The sequence below is a fragment of the Cytobacillus oceanisediminis genome, from assembly GCF_007830235.1.
GTDB classification, from domain to species: Bacteria; Bacillota; Bacilli; order Bacillales; family Cytobacillaceae; genus Cytobacillus; species Cytobacillus oceanisediminis.
Genome location: NZ_VLKI01000001.1, coordinates 696,943 through 714,193 on the forward strand (window position 1 = coordinate 696,943; position 17,251 = coordinate 714,193).

The window sequence follows — 17,251 nt, forward strand, 5'->3', positions numbered from 1 at the left end:
TGCGGATCAAAGGGAGACCCCGCAGGAGCAAAGCGACGAGGAGCGTCGGACCGCCCGCGGAAAGGGAGTGCCTCGTGCTGAAATCAACAGGCTAATTTAACAGATCCTAGATGAAAAAACGATGCCATCAAAAATGACACCGTTTTTCAATCGTATAACCGGAAGGATTGAATATGACCCATCCAAAAGACTCTAGGAGCTATTTAAGATTATTAATTTTAGCAGTCATAACGTTAATAAAGTCTTGGATAAAGGCATTATAGTCAAATGCCAAGGCGATATGATCCAGTGTTTCCTTCGGTTCTTCTTTTGGCTTTGCCCGGAAGTCTGCAATTGTATTCCCTCTGGATAACGAAGAAGATTCGACTCTGACCCTGCGTGAGGCAAATTGAAAAGAACCAGGACTGGTTAACGCGAATAAGGTGATTACATCATGCATTGGGGCAGCATTCAAGCCTGGTATCAACTTCTTGTAAGCGTTAATATAGTAATCAATAATTGACTTAATTAATCCAGAATAAGGATTGGAGTTAGAAGCTGCTATCCAATTGACTATCTGCGGGTTCACCAGAGCATAATTTGTCACATTAAGGGGAATAACTGTGACATTTTTCCCCTTTTCAAGGACAAGGTCAGTTGCAATTGGATCCCCGAAAAAATTAGCTTCAGCCACGGCAGTAACATTTCCGGGATGATTAATGGCTCCTCCCATGATGTAAATTCCCTTAACTAAATTTACTTCCTCGGCTCCTTTCAAAATAAAAGATATTGCCAGGGAAGTGGATCTGCCTACATCTACAAGCGTTAAATCATTTTTATACAGGTCTATAAGATCAAAAACGGCCCTGTAATCTTGAACGTTTGTAATAAGATTATCAGGCGGACGAATTGGCCCCAAACCTTCTGGTCCGTGAATTTCCGGATAATAGCTGACAAGCTCACCGGAAAAAGGCCCCTTTGCACCTCTTATAACCGGGATATCCGGCCTTCCTCCCAGCTGAAGCAAATAGGATGCATTATCGGTTGCCTGTTTTTCATTAACATTGCCATAACCTGTAACCACTCCTACTAAATCAATCCTGGGATTTAACAATGCATAAATGATAGCGACCGCATCATCAATCCCTGGATCGCAGAAAAGCAATACCTTTTCCATTCCAGTCACCTATTTATAAATGATTAATTCGTATACCTATTATATTGGCTGGCTCGCTTTTAGGTGACAATCCAATTTTCGGTGAGAGGACAGGCAGCAATTTGGGATTCCTTCTCTGTAGATCCCAAAACTTTAAGCTTATGTACCGTTCCCCTCAATAGCAAATAATGCACCGTTTTAAAAAGCAGATTTGGAACAGGCTATTCCTCTCCAGGCTCCGATGATTAAGTTAATCATTTTTTATAGGTTGTCACATTCCAATGTCTTGAGCCGGTCTTTCTGCTTCCTTTCCAGTCCATCTTTTGCAGCTCCTTTGCAATTAAAAGGTTGAAAAAGCCGTGTCCAACCAGGATTGCTGAATTGTGTTCTTTTGCACAGGATATTAATTTTAATGCTGCATTCTTTGCCCGCAGCTTTGCATCCTGATATGATTCGCAGTCGCTCGAATAACCGCAGAACCACAGGATTCTTAACATAACGGCCCAACTATTTGGTTTTAATTTGAATTCCATTAGACTCCCTGCAGGTAAGGGCAATTCTGTTTCTCTAAAAAGCGGATCTTCTTTTATTTTTGCAGCAGGATTCAAAAGCCTGGCCGACTCGATGGACCTTTTTAAATCACTTGTGATCAGAAATGGTGCAAATTTCACTATTTCAGTTGCTTCTTGAGCACAAACTTCATTCTTAAAAATCCCGTTACTGTTATACTTTTCAATCCATTCGTTAAAATCTGAGATGGTCATCCGGGTCTCTTCTATATGAGCCGATCGGCCATGTCTAATGAGAGTAATTTCCATGCAAATCCCCCAAATTTATATATTTTCTTCTAAAATGGATAATTTAAATAACATGGAGGTGAAGACCATGTCAGAACAAGAATATCCAAACGTAAAGCTAGGCGGAAAAAAAGTGCGAGAAAAAGGCAATGGCGGCGACCAGGTCCGCGGTCATGAAAAAAAAAATAAAAACGGGAAATTTAATACGAACCCTAAATCGGATTTATAACTAAAAAGATGGACACCCTCTAGAATTGAGGGTGTTTTTCAAAACATGACATTTGCAGTCAGCTTTACTAGGCAAAAGTATAGGTTATGTGAGGATAGAGCGGAATTATGTGAAGATAGCCAGCATTTATGCGGATTCCCGCTATTTATATGAAGAGAAATATCTTTTCTCCAAATATCTTTTACTAAGTTTCTATATATGTAATTCCACTCCATTAATCTCAGCATTCCCGACCTGATTGAATCGCCTTTCTATTAAACACTTCCTGAACTGCTGACCGTTCTTTTAGGTTCAATATAGCACCGCAAATGTTTCTTGATTTATCTCTTATTGTGCATGAACAAAATAATTCTTTTATCGGCTAAGAAGACAGTGCTTCGATACCAACCACAGAAATAAATGGCACAGCAATCTTATAATATCAACTCCCAGAAAAGATAGAAAAATCTATGACTTTCTGCTTTTTAATATAAAAGCTGCTGGCAGAGCCTTTGCTTTATCATAGGAGTACCATCTGTTCGCATGCCTCTGGATATCTTCATCGGACAAGCTTACGTCTTCAACTACCTTTTCAATTTTAAAATCGTTTTCGATCAATAAATTGATATATGTACCTAATTTATATTGCTGCATAATGGCAGGCTGGCTCCAAGCTTCATGCTGGTAGGAACCTTCTTCATGATAGGATTTATCCATCAGCAGAACACCACCTTTAGCTCTAATACGGTTATACATGGGGTGCTCCCAGCTGAAAATAAACAATCCCCCCGGTTTCAGATACTGATGTACATTCGATAAAGTCTTCTCCAGATCAGTTGTCCATCCCAAGGCATATATGGAAAAAACAATATCGAAATAATCGGCAGGTATTCCCGGATTATTCTCCATCGGCGATTCAAATAACCTTACAGGTGAAGCAGCGTTTTCTAAAAGTGCCTTGGCGGCCGTAATTTGGGTTATAGACAAATCCAGTCCCCAAAGCTCCCCGGCACCTCGCTGATCCAAATATTTTAGTGAATGACCGCTTCCGCAACCTATCTCCAACATTTTTAGATTACGAACATCACCAAATAATTTAAGCTCATCTTCAGTTGGCGCAAGCGGTCCGTATTCCGGCAGCGGATTACGCCCATAAAACCGCTCCGCTGCCTCGTCCCAGCTTTGTTTATTAACCCTAAGTGATTCTGTGTTCATTTTAAAAACTCCTTTTTACCGGAAAATGGAATACTTCCTCTTCTCCCCAAACCTCTCCAGTTGGAAGAAATCCAAAGCTTTTATAAAGATCTCGTGCATGATGATTATCTTTATGAACAGTTAACCGGATTTCCTTGCATATTGGGAATTTATTTTTTATCCAGTTGATCATCTCATTTAACGCTGCCCGGCCATACCCGCTCCTTTGGAATTTTTCATCTATAATAAAGCCGTTTATCCAATACATATTAACCGTATCCGCTTCATAAGCGTGCATGATAAAACCAACCATTCTATCATGATCATAGATAGAAAATGGAATATACTCGACTTGATCCCCATCAGGTTTGATATACACCTTTGCCAGTGAAACCGCCGCTGAAGGAACGAAGTGACGCTGCGATTCCTTCACCTTTAAATTGATGGCTTCTTCCCAGTTGTCTCTTGTAATAGGTTTTAATTGAATGTTCATTAAAGTAACCCCTTACATTTTATCTTTCAATTTCTCATTTAGCTCAATAATTATAATTTTCTATTTAAATCCTCACAGTTTTCTATATCTATCCTTTCCCCTCTCTATAAGGTTACCAAGATAGAAAAATAGAAAAAGACTGATATCCCATGGATAATAATGGTATAATTTTAGTGGCCATGAAAAAGCTGCTTTGTAAACGAAAGCAGCTTTTTGTTTTATAAGACTGCCTGCAGCAGCCATTAACCATTCTATTTAATTGCGTCCAGCAGCTCAATATCCAGATCATTAAGATTATTCCACTTGTGATAAATCTCCAAATGCCATTTATCTTTAAGCCTGCTGTATCCTTTTTCCTCTATCCATCCGTGCAATTTGCTGTAAGAATTCCCAATCTCATGATTTGATCCCTTATGTCTTAGGGAAGCATATTTTTGTGCAGGGATTACTAGAGATGTCATCCCGGTTGGGACTTTTTCTATTTCCTTCACTTCAAAACAGATCCAATAGCCGTCTTCTTCTTGTGAGCTTTCCTCTACAAAAAAGGCACCTACTAGCTGATGAGGGTTCAAAACATGCTTTATCTCACCGCTCCGTTCATTTAATAAAGAGATAGCTTTTGGAATTTCCTTTATATATTGATCGCCTGGGCAAAGCACCCGGAACCCTGCCAGTTTCATCTCTCTTAGCTCTTTAACCGCAGCATGGACCAAAGCTTGTTCAGACATTTAATTCCTCCCTTTAGCAACCGGCAAAGCAAGTTCTTTAAATTGTTGAACCGCTTTTTCAATATCAGCGTAAAATCCAAGTTCTTTCATTGTCTCGCCGATCTGCAAAATTGCTTTTTCAAGCATTTCTTCTGTTGTGTTTCCCATATGGCCGATGCGGAATGCTTTTCCTGCTAGATGTGCCAGTGCAACAAGCAGCATCTATTCATTCCGCATGATCCATCCCCCTTTTCCGTTAGTCGTTTTATAACTATCTAAATGTTTCGATATTTTCATTGAAAAACCTTTTTTTCTTTTGAGGTTGGCGGATAAGCAGAAGCTATTTTACATAAATTCACACCACATCAAATTACCTATTAACTGGTAACATATAATCATTTTCCCCGAACGGCCAACCTATTTGCTAGAGTTTTCATTATATTCAGTTTTATAATTTAACTCTATTAAAAACAAAGAGGAGGAAATTAGATGAAGAAAAAGATGCTTGCCTTATCACTAACTGCGGCATTAGCTGCTTCCGGTTTTCCAGCACCCGCGTTTGCAGTCGGCGGCGGTCCAGATGTAAATGGAAAGGAGACCGTTCAAACTGCAATGCTAACAACTTATGACGAGATGGCCTCTTTCCTGAAAAAAGAGGATGCTAAGCAGGGGCATATGGAACTTGAAGTTATTGGGCAGTCCGTAAAAGGGCGCGACCTATTTCTTGCTAAATACATAACAAATCCTGAAAATCCAACAATCCTTTACCTGACCCAGCAGCACGGGAATGAGGCTATGACAACTGAAGGAGCACTGGATTATATAAGCCACCTTGGATCTAACAGCAAAAAAGTCCAGGACATGCTTCAAAATGTTAATATCCTTCTCGTGCCAATGCTAAACGTTGACGGAGCAATGGGAGATGTAAACTTTCCCCTTGATAACTACATGGCGAGCGGACGCCACCTAACCCGCTATAATGCAGACAAAATTGATTTAAACAGAGACCACATCAATTTAGCGGCTCCTGAAACTCAAGCTCTTCATAAGAATGTGCTGCAAAAATACAATATTGATTATATGATTGACCTCCACCACCAGGGCACGCAGGAAGACTACTACGGGAAGTTAACCTCGGGAGCCATTCTTACTCCTCAAAGCCCGAATGTGGATCCAGAAGTTGTCCTTAATTCTAAAAAACTCGCAACCATACTCTATGAAGGTGTTGATACAACAGGCTGGTCTTTTATATTAAAATTTGATGAGCCGACAACAAACCCTTCTGTAGCGTCCAATGCCATGGCACTCCAATACGACATTGCTATCATGCTATTTGAAATGCGCGGCATGGCTGACCATTCCTATGAACCCTACGTACTCGGCCAAAAATCGAACGGCTACCTGATCAAGCAGGCCTTCAACGCAATGGATGTCACCGCCAATGCAATTGCGAACGGATCTATTCAAAACGCTGACCCTGCTGTCTATGACAACCTGCCGGAACAGCATTATAGCTACTAATCATTGCGCCTCCCTTGTTGGGAGGTGTTTTCATTTGGAAAAAACAGAGTGTATGTTCTATTTTTATTTGCTCCTGTATGGGGTAAGTTTAGTGATTTCAGTAATCTGGTGGCTGTATAGGAAGAATCTAAATGCAGGAAATCCCTGGATTCTTTATTAGTGATTGTTGTTCCTATCAAGAAGTTATAGTCATTTAGTGCTTTTATGTGAGCATCTTTATGAGTGCTCTTACATCCAGTGCAATGCCAGGTACGATTAACTCTTACAAGGGGCAAATGATTGCATGCAGGACAGAATACACCTGTTAAGACTTCAGACTCTTTTATTTGAAATCTTGACAGTATAGAAGTCTCTCCCTCTGTATTCTGCTTTTTTAATAACCGTATAATTTTCTTAAAGAGTTTATCAGAGATTTCATTTTTTATGGACTTTTCAATTTGTTGTATTTTTGTTGGAAGAGTATCTCTATGAATTACTTTTTGGCTGAGGTTGATATGAGGAGGAATGACTTTGATTCGAGTATGCTGGTTGCTGATAACAACAATTGAATAGATTGGGATGCTTCCATTGATAGCATTAGCAGAAAACCAGTTCCCTAGCTGTGATGCCTGTCTGTTCACCTGTAAGATTGGACAGGGAAAGACTTGTTCTTCTCCGTTTTTAGTACGAATCAACTGGTTGTATACTGTATCAAACTGCAAAATACCCGTAATATTTTTCACTTCTAATACCAAAGCAAACTTCTTTGTAAGAACAAGCGTATCAATTTGAAAAAAGCGGGGACCATCCGGCAAACGGATATCATGAAAAATAAAAAACCCCTTACTATCTAGAAAATCCAAATGAAAATCAATAGAAGCTTCACCTTTATAACCTGCAATTCTTTTATTTAAATCTTCATTAATTAATGGGATTTTGGGATGGAGAGGAGGCAGCCTGCGGAGAAGAGCTTCCAGTTTTCGAATCAAAAGAGGTATTTTTCTTTCTTTAAGTATCATAACATCACTCCAATAAATATTTTTATTACTAGATTCGACAATCCGGCTATATTTCCTTCAAAAATAATGGAGATTTGATACGGCGATTTCGAATTTAAAATTTATGTGCGGATAGAGATTTTTATGAGCGGATAGATTTTTTTATGTGCGGATAGCAGGAAATTATGTGCGGATAAAATTTTTTATGTGCGTTCCATCTATTTTTAAAAAAAAGACAGGGACCCTGCGATCCCCGTCTTCCATCATCAATCATGAAAATTAGTCCCATCAGTTGTCGCTTCAATAATCCCAGCACGAACCACGAAGTCGCCAAAGTGCTCGCCGTCCAGGCGTTCCCGAGCATATTGCGGCAGAATAACGCGCAGCTCGTTCAATATGTCTTCTTCCCCGATGTTTTCCCGGTACATTTTGCTCAACCGGCTGCCGTCAAAGGCTGCACCCAGATACATATTGTATTTACCGACCGCTTTTCCGATAAAGCCAATTTCACCTAAAGCATGGCGTGCGCAGCCGTTCGGGCAACCGGTCATGCGGATGGTAATTTCCTCGTTCCGCAAGCCGGCTTCGTCCACAATCTCTTCTATTTTATCGATCAAAACTGGAAGATAGCGTTCGGCTTCGGCCATTGCCAATCCGCAAGTTGGCAAAGCAACACATGCCATCGATCCGCGGCGCAGCGCACTATAACGGCTGCCGTCTGTCAAACCATACTGATGGATCAGCGCCTCAATCTTCTTCTTATCACCAGTAGCAACATTCCCAATAATCAAATTCTGATTCGCAGTTAATCGGAAATCACCTTTATGAACCTTTGCAATTTCGCGCAAAGCCGTTTTGAACCTATATCCATCAAAATCGGCAACCCGGCCGCCTTCTATGAACATCGTAAAATGCCATTTTCCGCGGACACCTTTTACCCAGCCATAGCGATCTCCATTTGAGTCAAAATGGAATGGCCTAGCTTCATCCAAGCTCCATCCCAAGCGATTCTCCAACTCTTCTTTAACTGTCTCCAAACCAAGTCGATCCACCGTATACTTAAAGCGCGCATTTTTTCGGGCAGAGCGGTTTCCATAGTCGCGCTGAATGGTAATAACCTTTTCTGCGACATCATAAATCTTATCCGGCGTAACAAAACCGATTACTTTGGAAAGCTGAGGATATGTTTCTTTATCGCCATGAGAGAAGCCCATACCCCCTCCGATAGCAACATTAAAACCTACTAACCTGCCATTTTCCACGATAGAAATGAAACCTAGATCCTGTGAAAACACATCAATATCATTGGAAGGCGGTACAGCAATTCCGATCTTGAACTTACGCGGCAAATAAAGCGCGCCGTACATCGGCTCTACTTCTTCCACCTCAGGCGAACCAGCAACTTTTTCTTCGTCCAGCCAGATTTCATGATATGCCCTCGTACGAGGCAGCAAATCATCACTTAACATTTTCGCTAATTCATAGACTTCCGAATGAATTTCCGAAATATCAGGATTAGAGATACACATAACGTTACGGTTGACATCCCCGCATGCCGCAATTGTATCCAGCATTGTTGCATGGATTTCCTGAATTGTCTTTTTCATATTCCATTTTAAAATCCCATGCATCTGGAAGGTTTGGCGCGTTGTCAGCTTCAAAGTTCCATTGCCATATTTATCAGCTAAATCATCTACCACAAGCCATTGTTCCGGCGTTGCTACTCCGCCTGGCAAACGCAGACGCAGCATGAACTGGTATGCCGGTTCCAGCTTTTGCTTTTGGCGTTCATTTCTTAAATCACGGTCATCCTGCAGGTAACTGCCGTGGTGCTTCATTAAGCGGTTATCGTCGTCCGGAATTCCGGCACTAATCCGGTCCTGCATCACTTCTGCCAATGTTCCGCGCAAATAATTACTTCGATCCTTAATGCCCTCAACGTCACTCGGAGGGCCATCCGGCGCTTTTAATTTAGGGTTCACCATGCTGAAAAAACTCCTTTCATTCCAAATCAATATACGTCGCGCTGATAGCGTTTATTCTGCTGCATTTCAGCAAGATAAGCTGCAGCCTCATCGCGGTTCAAACCGCCTTCTTTTTCAATAATGTCAATGAGAGTATTATGGACATCGTGCGCCATGTGCTTTTCATCGCCGCAGATATAGACAGATGCCCCTTCCTCCAGCCATTGGAAGAGTTCTTTGCTGTTCTCCTGCATACGATGCTGCACATAAACTTTTTCATCACCATCGCGGGAAAAAGCAACATCCATCTTTGTCAGTACGCCATCTTTAAGCCACTTTTGCCATTCCGTCTGATAAAGGAAGTCTGTTACGAAATGCTGATCACCAAAGAACATCCATGATTTTCCTTCTGCTCCGGTTTCTTCACGTTCCTGCATAAACGAGCGGAACGGCGCAACTCCAGTGCCAGGTCCAATCATAATAATTGAAGTATCAGGATTTCCCGGCAGTTTAAAATTCTCATTATGCTGAATAAATACAGGCAAAGTATCCCCTGGCTGCAGTCGCTCGGCACATAAAATCGAGCAGACACCTTTTCTTTCGCGTCCATGAGCGTCATAACGTACTGCTCCAATTGTTAAATGCACTTCTTCCGGGTTTGCCTCAAGGCTGCTTGAAATGGAATAAAGGCGTGCAGGCATTTTTCGTAAAATAGAAACAAAATCCTGCGCGGTTCCATTCCACGGTTTAAAATCGCGAACAAGATCAATCAGGTCCCGGCCATCAATATATGCTTTTAATTGGTCACTCTGGGAAACAAGCTGTAGCAAATCTTCATTACCTGAAAGCTTTGCTGCCTTTTCCACAAGCGGTTTTGTCAGAACTGTAATCTCAAAATGAGAGTGCAGCGCTTCTTTCAAGGTAACAACTTCATCCTTCACCTTTATCTCTTCATCAGGGTCCCAATTCATTTCTTCTAAGAGCAAATCTACCAATTCCGGATCGTTTTCCGGATATACACCTAAGCTGTCCCCAGGCTGATAAGTTAATCCGGAGCCTTCAAGCGACAATTCAAGGTGGCGTGTTTCTTTATTGGATCCGCGTCCATTAAGATTAATACTTTCAAGCACTTCCGCCCTGAACGGATTGGACCTGGAATATACAGATTCGGCGGCCGGAGCTTGTGCAGCAGGTGCAGTTCCTGATGAGTTTACGCTGCTTTGCCCTTCATTTAATTCAGCAAGTACAGATTCCACCCACTCCGCAGCTGGTTCATCAAAATCAAGATCACAATCTACGCGGGGAGCAATCCGTGTCCCGCCAAGCTCCTCCAGACGCTTATCGAAATCTTTCCCAGTCTGGCAAAAGAACTCATAAGAACTATCCCCAAGCGCCAATACAGAGAAACGCAAGTCCTCTAGCTTTGGCGCTCGTCTCCCATGGACGAACTCATGGAAAGTTAATGCATTATCTGGAGGATCTCCCTCACCATGGGTACTAACTACAATTAAAAGGTTCTTAACTTTTTTTAAGTTATTTGGCTTAAAATCACTCATGGAGGATACAGTTACTTGAAAACCATGACCTTCCAGTGTTTTACCAGCCTTTTTTGCAAGGCTTTGCGCATTCCCTGTTTGCGATCCAAATAAAATGGTCATTTCTTTGGAGATTGCCGAACCGGAAGCCACGGCAGGCAATTCCTCTACTGCCGGTGCAGCCTGTGATGATGATGACTGCACTGCTGCAAGATAGCCGCTCAGCCATAAAGATTGAGTTTCTGTCAAAGTCGGCAGCAAGCGATTAAGGAGCTCTGTCTGCTCCTGATTAAACGGACTGTTCATTACCTGAAGTTGCAACGTAATCCACCTCACAAACCAGCTAATATGGCTGATTTTTATTGTTTTTCTTTAAATTTCCTCTTTTCCTATAAAAAAAGTCGGCTTTAAACTTAAAAAATATATATCTATTACTTTACCGAATGAATTAACATTAGTAAAATAAATATTAATTATCACAATTATTAATAAAACTAATGACAAAGCGGTGATTTTTTGTATTATGATGCCTTAAAAACCTTCGTAACCTTGGCGGAAGTAAAAAACTTTACAAAAACAGCTGAGCTCCTTCTTATGTCACAGCCGAGCGTCAGCCTGCACATTAAAAACCTTGAGAAAGAGTTCCAGACCAAGCTGTTCCACCGTTCACCTAAATTTCTTAAAATTACCCCAAGCGGTGAAATATTATATGACCGGGCCAAACAGATGATTACTATTTATGAGCAGACACGGCAGGATATTTTAGAGCAGCAAAACACCATTAAAGGCGAACTGAAAATTGGTGCCAGTTTTACAATAGGAGAATATATTTTGCCTCCCTTGCTGCTTGATCTGCAAAAAAATTACCCTGAGCTCGAACTCCAAGTGACGATCGGAAACACGGAGGAAATTATCCAGTCAACTCGGTCCCATCACGTTGATATTGGGTTAATTGAAGGCCAGACGAATGAAAAAGAGCTTACAGTTATCCCTTTTATGCAAGATGAATTATTTATTGTTTCTTCAAATAAGCATCCTTTAGTCCATAAAAAGGAAGTAGCCATTACAGATCTCCAAAACGAGGCATGGATTATGAGGGAAACTGGCTCTGGCACACGCGAATACTTTAATCATTTTATCCGTTCTAACGGGTTAAAAGTGAAATCCCTTCTAACCATCAGCAGCAACCAGGGGATTAAAGAAACGCTTATAAACGGAATGGGTATCAGCATCCTGTCAGGCAGTGTAGTAGATAGAGATGTTAACCAAAAAAATCTTTCAATCATCAAAATTAAAAACCAGGAATTCAAACGTACTCTTTCATATGTTCTTTCCCCGATCATGCAAGAGAAAAAGAATGTTAGCATTTTTGTAGAAGCACTCAGCAAAAAATGGCCGGACAGAATTCAGAAAAAATAACGCCTTTCCTGGCAGCTTTGTGACATCAAGCACAGACAGCAGCATTATCCTTCACTTACACTAAAAATAAGAAAGGATGGTGCACCTGTTATGATCTCAATCGATGACAAAGCATTTAAATGGTTTGAAAATGAATTCCAGTCAGCAAAACCATTTTCTATCCGGCTTTTCCCGCAATATGCTGGCTTTGGAGAAAAAAACAAAGGCTATAGCCTCGCTTTCTCACTGGAAGACCCCACAATTTGCTGTGAACAGCAAGAACGGGATGGAATCACTTTTTATGTAGAATTCAATGACAAATGGTTCTTTGATGAAACTGATATTGAGATAAAATATAATGATGCAATAAAAGAAATTTTCACCGTATATAAAGAAATACAGTAATTTAAAATGCTTGGAGACCATCCAGGCGTTTCTTTAATTATATTTAAAACAATTGGACGAGCATTTTTTCACACTTGTCCCCTCTTTTTCATATACATATAGTAGCGAGATGCATAAAATCTGCCCATTTTATTCAAAATAAGAAAAAAATGGCTGAGGTGAAAAAGATGGGATTATTAAATGCCTTTAATGAATGGCGCGAGATGAGATATCAAAATCATGTCAACCGCATGAAGGAAGAAAATAAGTGCCCGGAATGCTATGGCAGAGGATTTTCTCTGTATCCAGGCAATGAGTTCGCTTATCACGCTAATCAGTTTGATTGTCCTGGCTGTAACGGAACCGGGCTATATTCAGAATGGAATAGCCTTTCTTAAAATTAAAAACCATGATTCATCCCGGATTCTTGGGAAGGACCATGGTTCTTTTTTTAGCTGTTTTGTTTAAGGATTCCATTATTTTGGGTATCTCTATTACTAAACCAATGCTTTCTGCACTTCAAATTCTTCTTTTATTTGCTTTAATAGTTCTTTGTTTGTTAAGACCTCATAGCCAGTAAGCGCCATTGCTTTGGCTCCGAGGATCATAGCTTCTCTTCCCTGGTCGCTCATTGCTGCTTCGCGGAATTCATGTGTGTGGCATGCATAAGCCTCATTACAAATTTTAATATATGGATGAATGGAAGGGGCTGACTGGCTTACATTTCCCATATCAAGGGAGCCCGATCCGTCTTTTTGGTCCAAGATTTCACCCGCATTCACTCCTAAGGAAACCAATTCGTTATTAAAAGCTTCCGATAAAGGACTATTGGTGATCATATTATCATAGGAAAGTTCATAGAATGACCATTTCATTGTTGCACCGGTCTGCAATGCGGCACCTTCAGCGCACTTTTTAACCTTTTCTACGAGCTCATTTACATATTCCCGTTTTGCGGCACGGACGTAAAACTGTGCAACAGCGTAATCGGGAACGACATTTGCTGCTTTTCCACCCTCTGTAATAATTCCATGGATTCTGGCATCCGGTGTGATATGCTGCCGCAAAGCATTAATGCTGTTAAAGGTTTGGAGAACAGCATCCAATGCGTTAATACCCAAATGCGGATTTGCAGCTGCATGTGCGGATTTTCCAAAAAATTCAAACTGGATTGCATCCATCGCCAGCGATGTTCCGCTCTTCACATAATTGTCCAAAGGGTGTACCATTATGGCAGCATCAAGTGAATCGAATATACCCGCTTCTGCCATTGTCACTTTGCCGCCCTTGGTTTCCTCAGCCGGTGTGCCAAATACAATAACTTTCCCGCCAGTTTCGTTGAGCACTTTGCTTAGACCAATGCCTGCAGCAATTCCCATTGTGCCAATCAAATTATGGCCGCATGCATGTCCGACTTCTGGCAATGCATCATATTCAGACATATATCCAATAACAGGACCTTCTTTCCCGCTGTCAAAAGTTGCTGTAAATGCAGTTGGCAAACCGCATGTCCCCACTTCTGCAGAAAATCCATGTTTCTCCAGCTCTTCAATCAATACTTTACATGCCTTGAACTCTTCATGTCCAAGCTCAGGGTTTTCTCCAATATATTTGCTAATGTTATAAAAATCAGCTTGTAAACTGTCAATTTTATTGATAATAAGTTTTTTTCCCATTAAGATGCTCTCCATTCTATTAAGCTTTAGGATTATTCATTATTACTTATAATAATACAAAACTCGTATTTTTTCACTACATTTAATTTAGGCCTTGTTAAAGCTGATTGTTGTTTTTTTAACACCTGTTGATTGGAGCGGGAGGCACGAGCTCCTCGAAAATGCATTCGCATTTTCTTCGTGCGGTGTTTATTCGAGGATGCTTATTCAACTTCCTGCGGGAGTGCGAATCAAAGGGAGACCCCGCAGGAGCAAAGCGACGAGGAGCGTCGGACCGCCCGCGGTTCGCTGCGTGCCTCGTGCTGAAATCAACAGGCAAATTTATCGGAGCCTTAATTAAAGAAATTTTGACCTTAACCCTATGTCCTTTTTGAAATGAGGAAAATACTTAACATGAAAAAAATATTCACTGCTGTCGCTAGGAACATTTATATAGACAAAAGTAAACGCTTTATCGTATAAACCTGTCCAGAACAGACATATTAGTTAAGGAAATTACTAAGAATTAAAAAGCATCAATAAATTGAGGTGTCTATCCATGCCAATGCTGAATTTGGACGGGTCCAGTCTGCACTATACTGTAAAAGGAAGCGGTACTCCCATTGTTTTTATTCACCCGCCTGTATTAACTTCCGTGAATTTCAAGTACCAATTAGAAGAACTTTCGCAAAATTTTCAGGTTATTACTTTTGATATTCGCGGACACGGAAGAAGTCCCTACTCCCCTGAACCTGTAACCTATCCATTGATTGTTAAAGATATTAATCGCCTTTTGGACCATCTAAATATAAGCAAAGCATTTCTATGCGGATATTCTACAGGCGGCTCTATTGTTTTGGAATACATGCTATCGTTTACCGAAAGAGCTCTGGGGGGAATTTCAATTGGGGCAATGGCCGATGTAAATGACGATTACCTGAGGAAGAAAATTTCTTTGGGAATCAAACTTTCAAGCAAGGGCGCTATAAGCTTCCTAGCGTGGTCCATCTCTTGGAGTAATTCAAATAATATAAAGCTGTTTAAACAAATGTTTTCAGAAGCAAGAAAAGGCGATTACCGCAATATCGAGCAATATTATCGTTATAGCTTAAAATACAATTGCGTAAGCCAGCTTGCTGAAATCCATCTGCCAATTTTATTGGTTTACGGTAAAAAGGATAAGCCTTTTCATTCATATGCAGAACAACTTCATGAAAAATTGCCTCGCAATCAATTACATTTTATTGAAAAAGTTGACCACCGTATCCCGACTAAAGCGGCAAAACAACTAAATAACCTAATTCGCCAATTTGTAAATAACTGATACAAATAAAAAGGTGCCAGGCACATGTACCAATTCTGTCAACTGGTATAGGTACCGGGCACCCGTTATTTTTTTATTTCGTAATTTTCTCAGGTGCCCGTTCAATAATTAATTCATCTTCCCAGCCCTTGCACACATCCACCCAGCCTTTTGCATCTGAGTATTCCTCAATTTCATCAGGTGTTAATTCAATTGCCGAGTTGCTGCTGCCGCAAGCAGGAAATAGTGTCTCGAACCTTTTCATGGATTCATCTAGATAAACATCCAGGTCGTTAGCCAATCCGAATGGGCATACCCCGCCTACTGCATGGCCAGTTTGTTCGAGCACTTCTTCCGCAGAGAGCATACGCGCCTTAAAGCCGAATGTACTCCGGAATTTCTTATTATCTACTTTGGCATCGCCTGCTGCAATCACAAGGATAGCATGATCCTCATCCCCTCTGAAGGAGAGAGTCTTGGCAATTTGTGCTGGCATGACACCGATTGTCTCAGCGGCCTGGTCTACGGTTGCACTTAAAGAATCAAACTCCATCACATCTTTTTCCCGGTCCCATTTTTTAAAATGGGCCTTTACACTTTCAATTGACATTCAAACTCACCCTTCCCTATGTAACATGGTTCTTTGTATAAATTAGCTGGATTTTTATTCTGTATAGTTGTTTATTTTAACATACTATCCTTGCCAGCCACGGAAGATCCCCCTTTTTATCAGAAAATTTACATTTGCTCTGGGTGCGTCATTACACTACTATAGACATATACTGCTTTAAAGAAGGACTGCTTATGAAATTACTTATTTCTTACAAGTTTATCGGCGGAAGAATTGCCAAAACAGGGCTTGCTGTATTTATCACGGCCTTTATCTGCCATATGCTGAATTGGCCGGCCATGTTCGCGGTCATTACAGCGATCGTAACCATTGAACCAACCGTAGCAGATTCAATCCGAAAAGCTTATGTCCGGTTTCCTGCGGCAGCCATTGGGGCTGGGTTCGCTGTCCTTTTTACCTTTTTATTCGGTGACAGCCCATACAGCTATGCCTCTGTATCCCTGGCTACGATTATCGCTTGCCATAAATTGAAGCTCCATGACGGAATGCTGGTTGCCACCTTAACGGGTGTAGCCATGATTTCTACAGTCCAAGACCATTACTTGTCTTCTTTTTTCATCCGATTAGGGACAACCACTACCGGCATTGTTGTGTCCACTGCTGTCAACTTTTTTGTCATGCCACCGAATTACTCTAAATCGATAATGAGCAGCATTCATTCCTTATATAGGAGATCTGGCGATATTTTACATAAACGAGGCTTGGAAATCTTTCATCTGGAGGTTTACGATAAAAATCTCCGTACAGAATTCCAAAGGCTTATAAAGGATATTGAAAAAACGGAGACATTATGTAATTACCAAAAAGCTGAATATAAATATCACCGCTTCAGCCGAGACGATATGCGTGACTTTCATTATGAATATAAAAAACTCACCATTTTAAGGCAGATTACCTATCACGTTGGCAACTTAATCTTTCTGCCGCCAAGCCAAATCAAGCTTGATGAAAGGAAGCAAAAATTCGCCATTTCAGTTTTAGATGATCTGAAGGACAGCCTGTACGATCCGGGCTTTCTGATAACGGATAGCCATCATCAAAAAATCAGCGAAGTTACACAATGGTTTATCGAACAAAAACAGCAGCATCCTGCAGGCGGATTAAAACCTCGTACCCATCACCATGTCCAGCCTGAAACAGCGATATTGTATGAAATCTTGTCCATCCATGATTTGATAGAGGAACTTAATCATATTCAAAATCTTGAAATAAAACACCGTAGGCTTCTAAAAAGCCAGCACTTAAAAGACTCCTTAAAAGGAATCCAGGCCAAGGAATAGGAATTTAGGAAATAGAAAGAGCCACGCTAAAACATGGCTTTCCTATTTCTTTTTTAAGACTGCAGAAAA

The 17,251-nt window shown here is 40.8% G+C and carries 17 protein-coding genes and 1 pseudogene; 7 read left to right on the top strand and 11 right to left on the bottom strand.

Annotated elements, in window-relative coordinates:
- Positions 1-199: 199 nt before the first annotated feature.
- Positions 200-1,156, bottom strand: coding sequence for a nucleoside hydrolase (locus tag IQ19_RS03430; RefSeq protein ID WP_144539823.1), 957 nt, complete (start codon positions 1,154-1,156; stop codon positions 200-202).
- A 233-nt stretch (positions 1,157-1,389) separates the two neighbouring features.
- Positions 1,390-1,953, bottom strand: coding sequence for a histidine phosphatase family protein (locus tag IQ19_RS03435; protein ID WP_144539825.1), 564 nt, complete (start codon positions 1,951-1,953; stop codon positions 1,390-1,392).
- A 67-nt stretch (positions 1,954-2,020) separates the two neighbouring features.
- Here IQ19_RS03435 and IQ19_RS28005 point away from each other — a divergent pair, with 67 nt between their 5' ends.
- Entirely contained in the window at positions 2,021-2,161 is a 141-nt protein-coding gene (locus tag IQ19_RS28005; RefSeq protein WP_199749362.1) for a hypothetical protein, read from the top strand.
- Between the two features lie 447 nt (positions 2,162-2,608).
- On the opposite strand, the gene IQ19_RS03440 is transcribed toward IQ19_RS28005, so the two are convergent.
- From IQ19_RS03440 to IQ19_RS03455, 4 genes and pseudogenes are all read right to left on the bottom strand, one after another.
- Entirely contained in the window at positions 2,609-3,355 is a 747-nt protein-coding gene (locus tag IQ19_RS03440; RefSeq protein ID WP_144539827.1) for a class I SAM-dependent methyltransferase, read from the bottom strand.
- Position 3,356: 1 nt separating this feature from the next.
- A complete protein-coding gene (locus IQ19_RS03445; RefSeq protein ID WP_144539829.1) occupies positions 3,357-3,827 on the bottom strand; it encodes a GNAT family N-acetyltransferase in 471 nt (156 codons plus the stop codon).
- Between the two features lie 251 nt (positions 3,828-4,078).
- Positions 4,079-4,555: a GyrI-like domain-containing protein gene (locus IQ19_RS03450; RefSeq protein ID WP_144539831.1), complete on the bottom strand. Its 477-nt coding sequence runs from the start codon at positions 4,553-4,555 to the stop codon at positions 4,079-4,081.
- A pseudogene (locus IQ19_RS03455) lies at positions 4,556-4,744 on the bottom strand (pyridoxal-phosphate-dependent aminotransferase family protein); the annotation flags it as partial.
- Positions 4,745-5,023: 279 nt separating this feature from the next.
- On the opposite strand from IQ19_RS03455, the gene IQ19_RS03460 reads away from it, so the two are divergent.
- Positions 5,024-6,055, top strand: coding sequence for a M14 family zinc carboxypeptidase (locus tag IQ19_RS03460; RefSeq protein WP_144539833.1), 1,032 nt, complete (start codon positions 5,024-5,026; stop codon positions 6,053-6,055).
- On the opposite strand, the gene IQ19_RS03465 is transcribed toward IQ19_RS03460, so the two are convergent.
- From IQ19_RS03465 to IQ19_RS03475, 3 genes are all read right to left on the bottom strand, one after another.
- On the bottom strand, positions 6,052-7,053 hold the full coding sequence (locus IQ19_RS03465) for a nuclease-related domain-containing protein (protein WP_144539835.1): 1,002 nt from the start codon (positions 7,051-7,053) through the stop codon (positions 6,052-6,054). The two genes, IQ19_RS03460 and IQ19_RS03465, sit on opposite strands and share 4 nt — an antisense overlap.
- A gap of 245 nt (positions 7,054-7,298) precedes the next feature.
- Complete coding sequence (gene cysI, locus IQ19_RS03470) at positions 7,299-9,017, bottom strand: assimilatory sulfite reductase (NADPH) hemoprotein subunit (protein ID WP_144539837.1); 1,719 nt, start codon at positions 9,015-9,017, stop codon at positions 7,299-7,301.
- Positions 9,018-9,043: 26 nt separating this feature from the next.
- On the bottom strand, positions 9,044-10,852 hold the full coding sequence (locus IQ19_RS03475) for an assimilatory sulfite reductase (NADPH) flavoprotein subunit (RefSeq protein WP_144539840.1): 1,809 nt from the start codon (positions 10,850-10,852) through the stop codon (positions 9,044-9,046).
- A gap of 195 nt (positions 10,853-11,047) precedes the next feature.
- Here IQ19_RS03475 and IQ19_RS03480 point away from each other — a divergent pair, with 195 nt between their 5' ends.
- The 3 genes from IQ19_RS03480 (at position 11,048) to IQ19_RS03490 (ending at position 12,711) form a co-directional block, all read left to right on the top strand.
- Entirely contained in the window at positions 11,048-11,950 is a 903-nt protein-coding gene (locus IQ19_RS03480) for a LysR family transcriptional regulator (protein ID WP_144539841.1), read from the top strand.
- 90 nt (positions 11,951-12,040) lie between these two features.
- Positions 12,041-12,334 (top strand): HesB/YadR/YfhF family protein, encoded by a 294-nt coding sequence (locus IQ19_RS03485; RefSeq protein WP_144539843.1) that lies wholly within the window; start codon positions 12,041-12,043, stop codon positions 12,332-12,334.
- 167 nt (positions 12,335-12,501) lie between these two features.
- Positions 12,502-12,711 carry a methionine aminopeptidase gene (locus IQ19_RS03490; RefSeq protein WP_144539845.1) on the top strand — a complete coding sequence of 70 codons (210 nt, stop codon included), beginning with the start codon at positions 12,502-12,504 and terminating at the stop codon, positions 12,709-12,711.
- 99 nt (positions 12,712-12,810) lie between these two features.
- Here IQ19_RS03490 and IQ19_RS03495 read toward each other — a convergent pair whose 3' ends face one another.
- Entirely contained in the window at positions 12,811-13,989 is a 1,179-nt protein-coding gene (locus tag IQ19_RS03495) for a M20 family metallopeptidase (RefSeq protein WP_144539847.1), read from the bottom strand.
- 538 nt (positions 13,990-14,527) lie between these two features.
- Here IQ19_RS03495 and IQ19_RS03500 point away from each other — a divergent pair.
- On the top strand, positions 14,528-15,292 hold the full coding sequence (locus IQ19_RS03500; RefSeq protein ID WP_144539849.1) for an alpha/beta fold hydrolase: 765 nt from the start codon (positions 14,528-14,530) through the stop codon (positions 15,290-15,292).
- Positions 15,293-15,365: 73 nt separating this feature from the next.
- On the opposite strand, the gene IQ19_RS03505 is transcribed toward IQ19_RS03500, so the two are convergent.
- Positions 15,366-15,881: a YbaK/EbsC family protein gene (locus IQ19_RS03505; RefSeq protein WP_144539851.1), complete on the bottom strand. Its 516-nt coding sequence runs from the start codon at positions 15,879-15,881 to the stop codon at positions 15,366-15,368.
- Positions 15,882-16,075: 194 nt separating this feature from the next.
- Here IQ19_RS03505 and IQ19_RS03510 point away from each other — a divergent pair, with 194 nt between their 5' ends.
- A complete protein-coding gene (locus IQ19_RS03510; protein WP_144539853.1) occupies positions 16,076-17,182 on the top strand; it encodes an aromatic acid exporter family protein in 1,107 nt (368 codons plus the stop codon).
- The last annotated feature ends 69 nt before the right edge of the window (positions 17,183-17,251 follow it).

Coding starts and splice junctions, on each gene's coding strand:
- IQ19_RS03500 (WP_144539849.1), top strand. CDS start 14,528: ATGCCAATGCTGAATTTGGACGGGTCCAGTCTGCACTATACTGTAAAA.
- IQ19_RS03450 (WP_144539831.1), bottom strand. CDS start 4,555: ATGTCTGAACAAGCTTTGGTCCATGCTGCGGTTAAAGAGCTAAGAGAG.
- IQ19_RS03510 (WP_144539853.1), top strand. CDS start 16,076: ATGAAATTACTTATTTCTTACAAGTTTATCGGCGGAAGAATTGCCAAA.
- IQ19_RS03440 (WP_144539827.1), bottom strand. CDS start 3,355: ATGAACACAGAATCACTTAGGGTTAATAAACAAAGCTGGGACGAGGCA.
- IQ19_RS28005 (WP_199749362.1), top strand. CDS start 2,021: ATGTCAGAACAAGAATATCCAAACGTAAAGCTAGGCGGAAAAAAAGTG.
- IQ19_RS03465 (WP_144539835.1), bottom strand. CDS start 7,053: ATGATACTTAAAGAAAGAAAAATACCTCTTTTGATTCGAAAACTGGAA.
- IQ19_RS03495 (WP_144539847.1), bottom strand. CDS start 13,989: ATGGGAAAAAAACTTATTATCAATAAAATTGACAGTTTACAAGCTGAT.
- cysI (WP_144539837.1), bottom strand. CDS start 9,017: ATGGTGAACCCTAAATTAAAAGCGCCGGATGGCCCTCCGAGTGACGTT.
- IQ19_RS03505 (WP_144539851.1), bottom strand. CDS start 15,881: ATGTCAATTGAAAGTGTAAAGGCCCATTTTAAAAAATGGGACCGGGAA.
- IQ19_RS03490 (WP_144539845.1), top strand. CDS start 12,502: ATGGGATTATTAAATGCCTTTAATGAATGGCGCGAGATGAGATATCAA.
- IQ19_RS03445 (WP_144539829.1), bottom strand. CDS start 3,827: ATGAACATTCAATTAAAACCTATTACAAGAGACAACTGGGAAGAAGCC.
- IQ19_RS03460 (WP_144539833.1), top strand. CDS start 5,024: ATGAAGAAAAAGATGCTTGCCTTATCACTAACTGCGGCATTAGCTGCT.
- IQ19_RS03485 (WP_144539843.1), top strand. CDS start 12,041: ATGATCTCAATCGATGACAAAGCATTTAAATGGTTTGAAAATGAATTC.
- IQ19_RS03430 (WP_144539823.1), bottom strand. CDS start 1,156: ATGGAAAAGGTATTGCTTTTCTGCGATCCAGGGATTGATGATGCGGTC.
- IQ19_RS03435 (WP_144539825.1), bottom strand. CDS start 1,953: ATGGAAATTACTCTCATTAGACATGGCCGATCGGCTCATATAGAAGAG.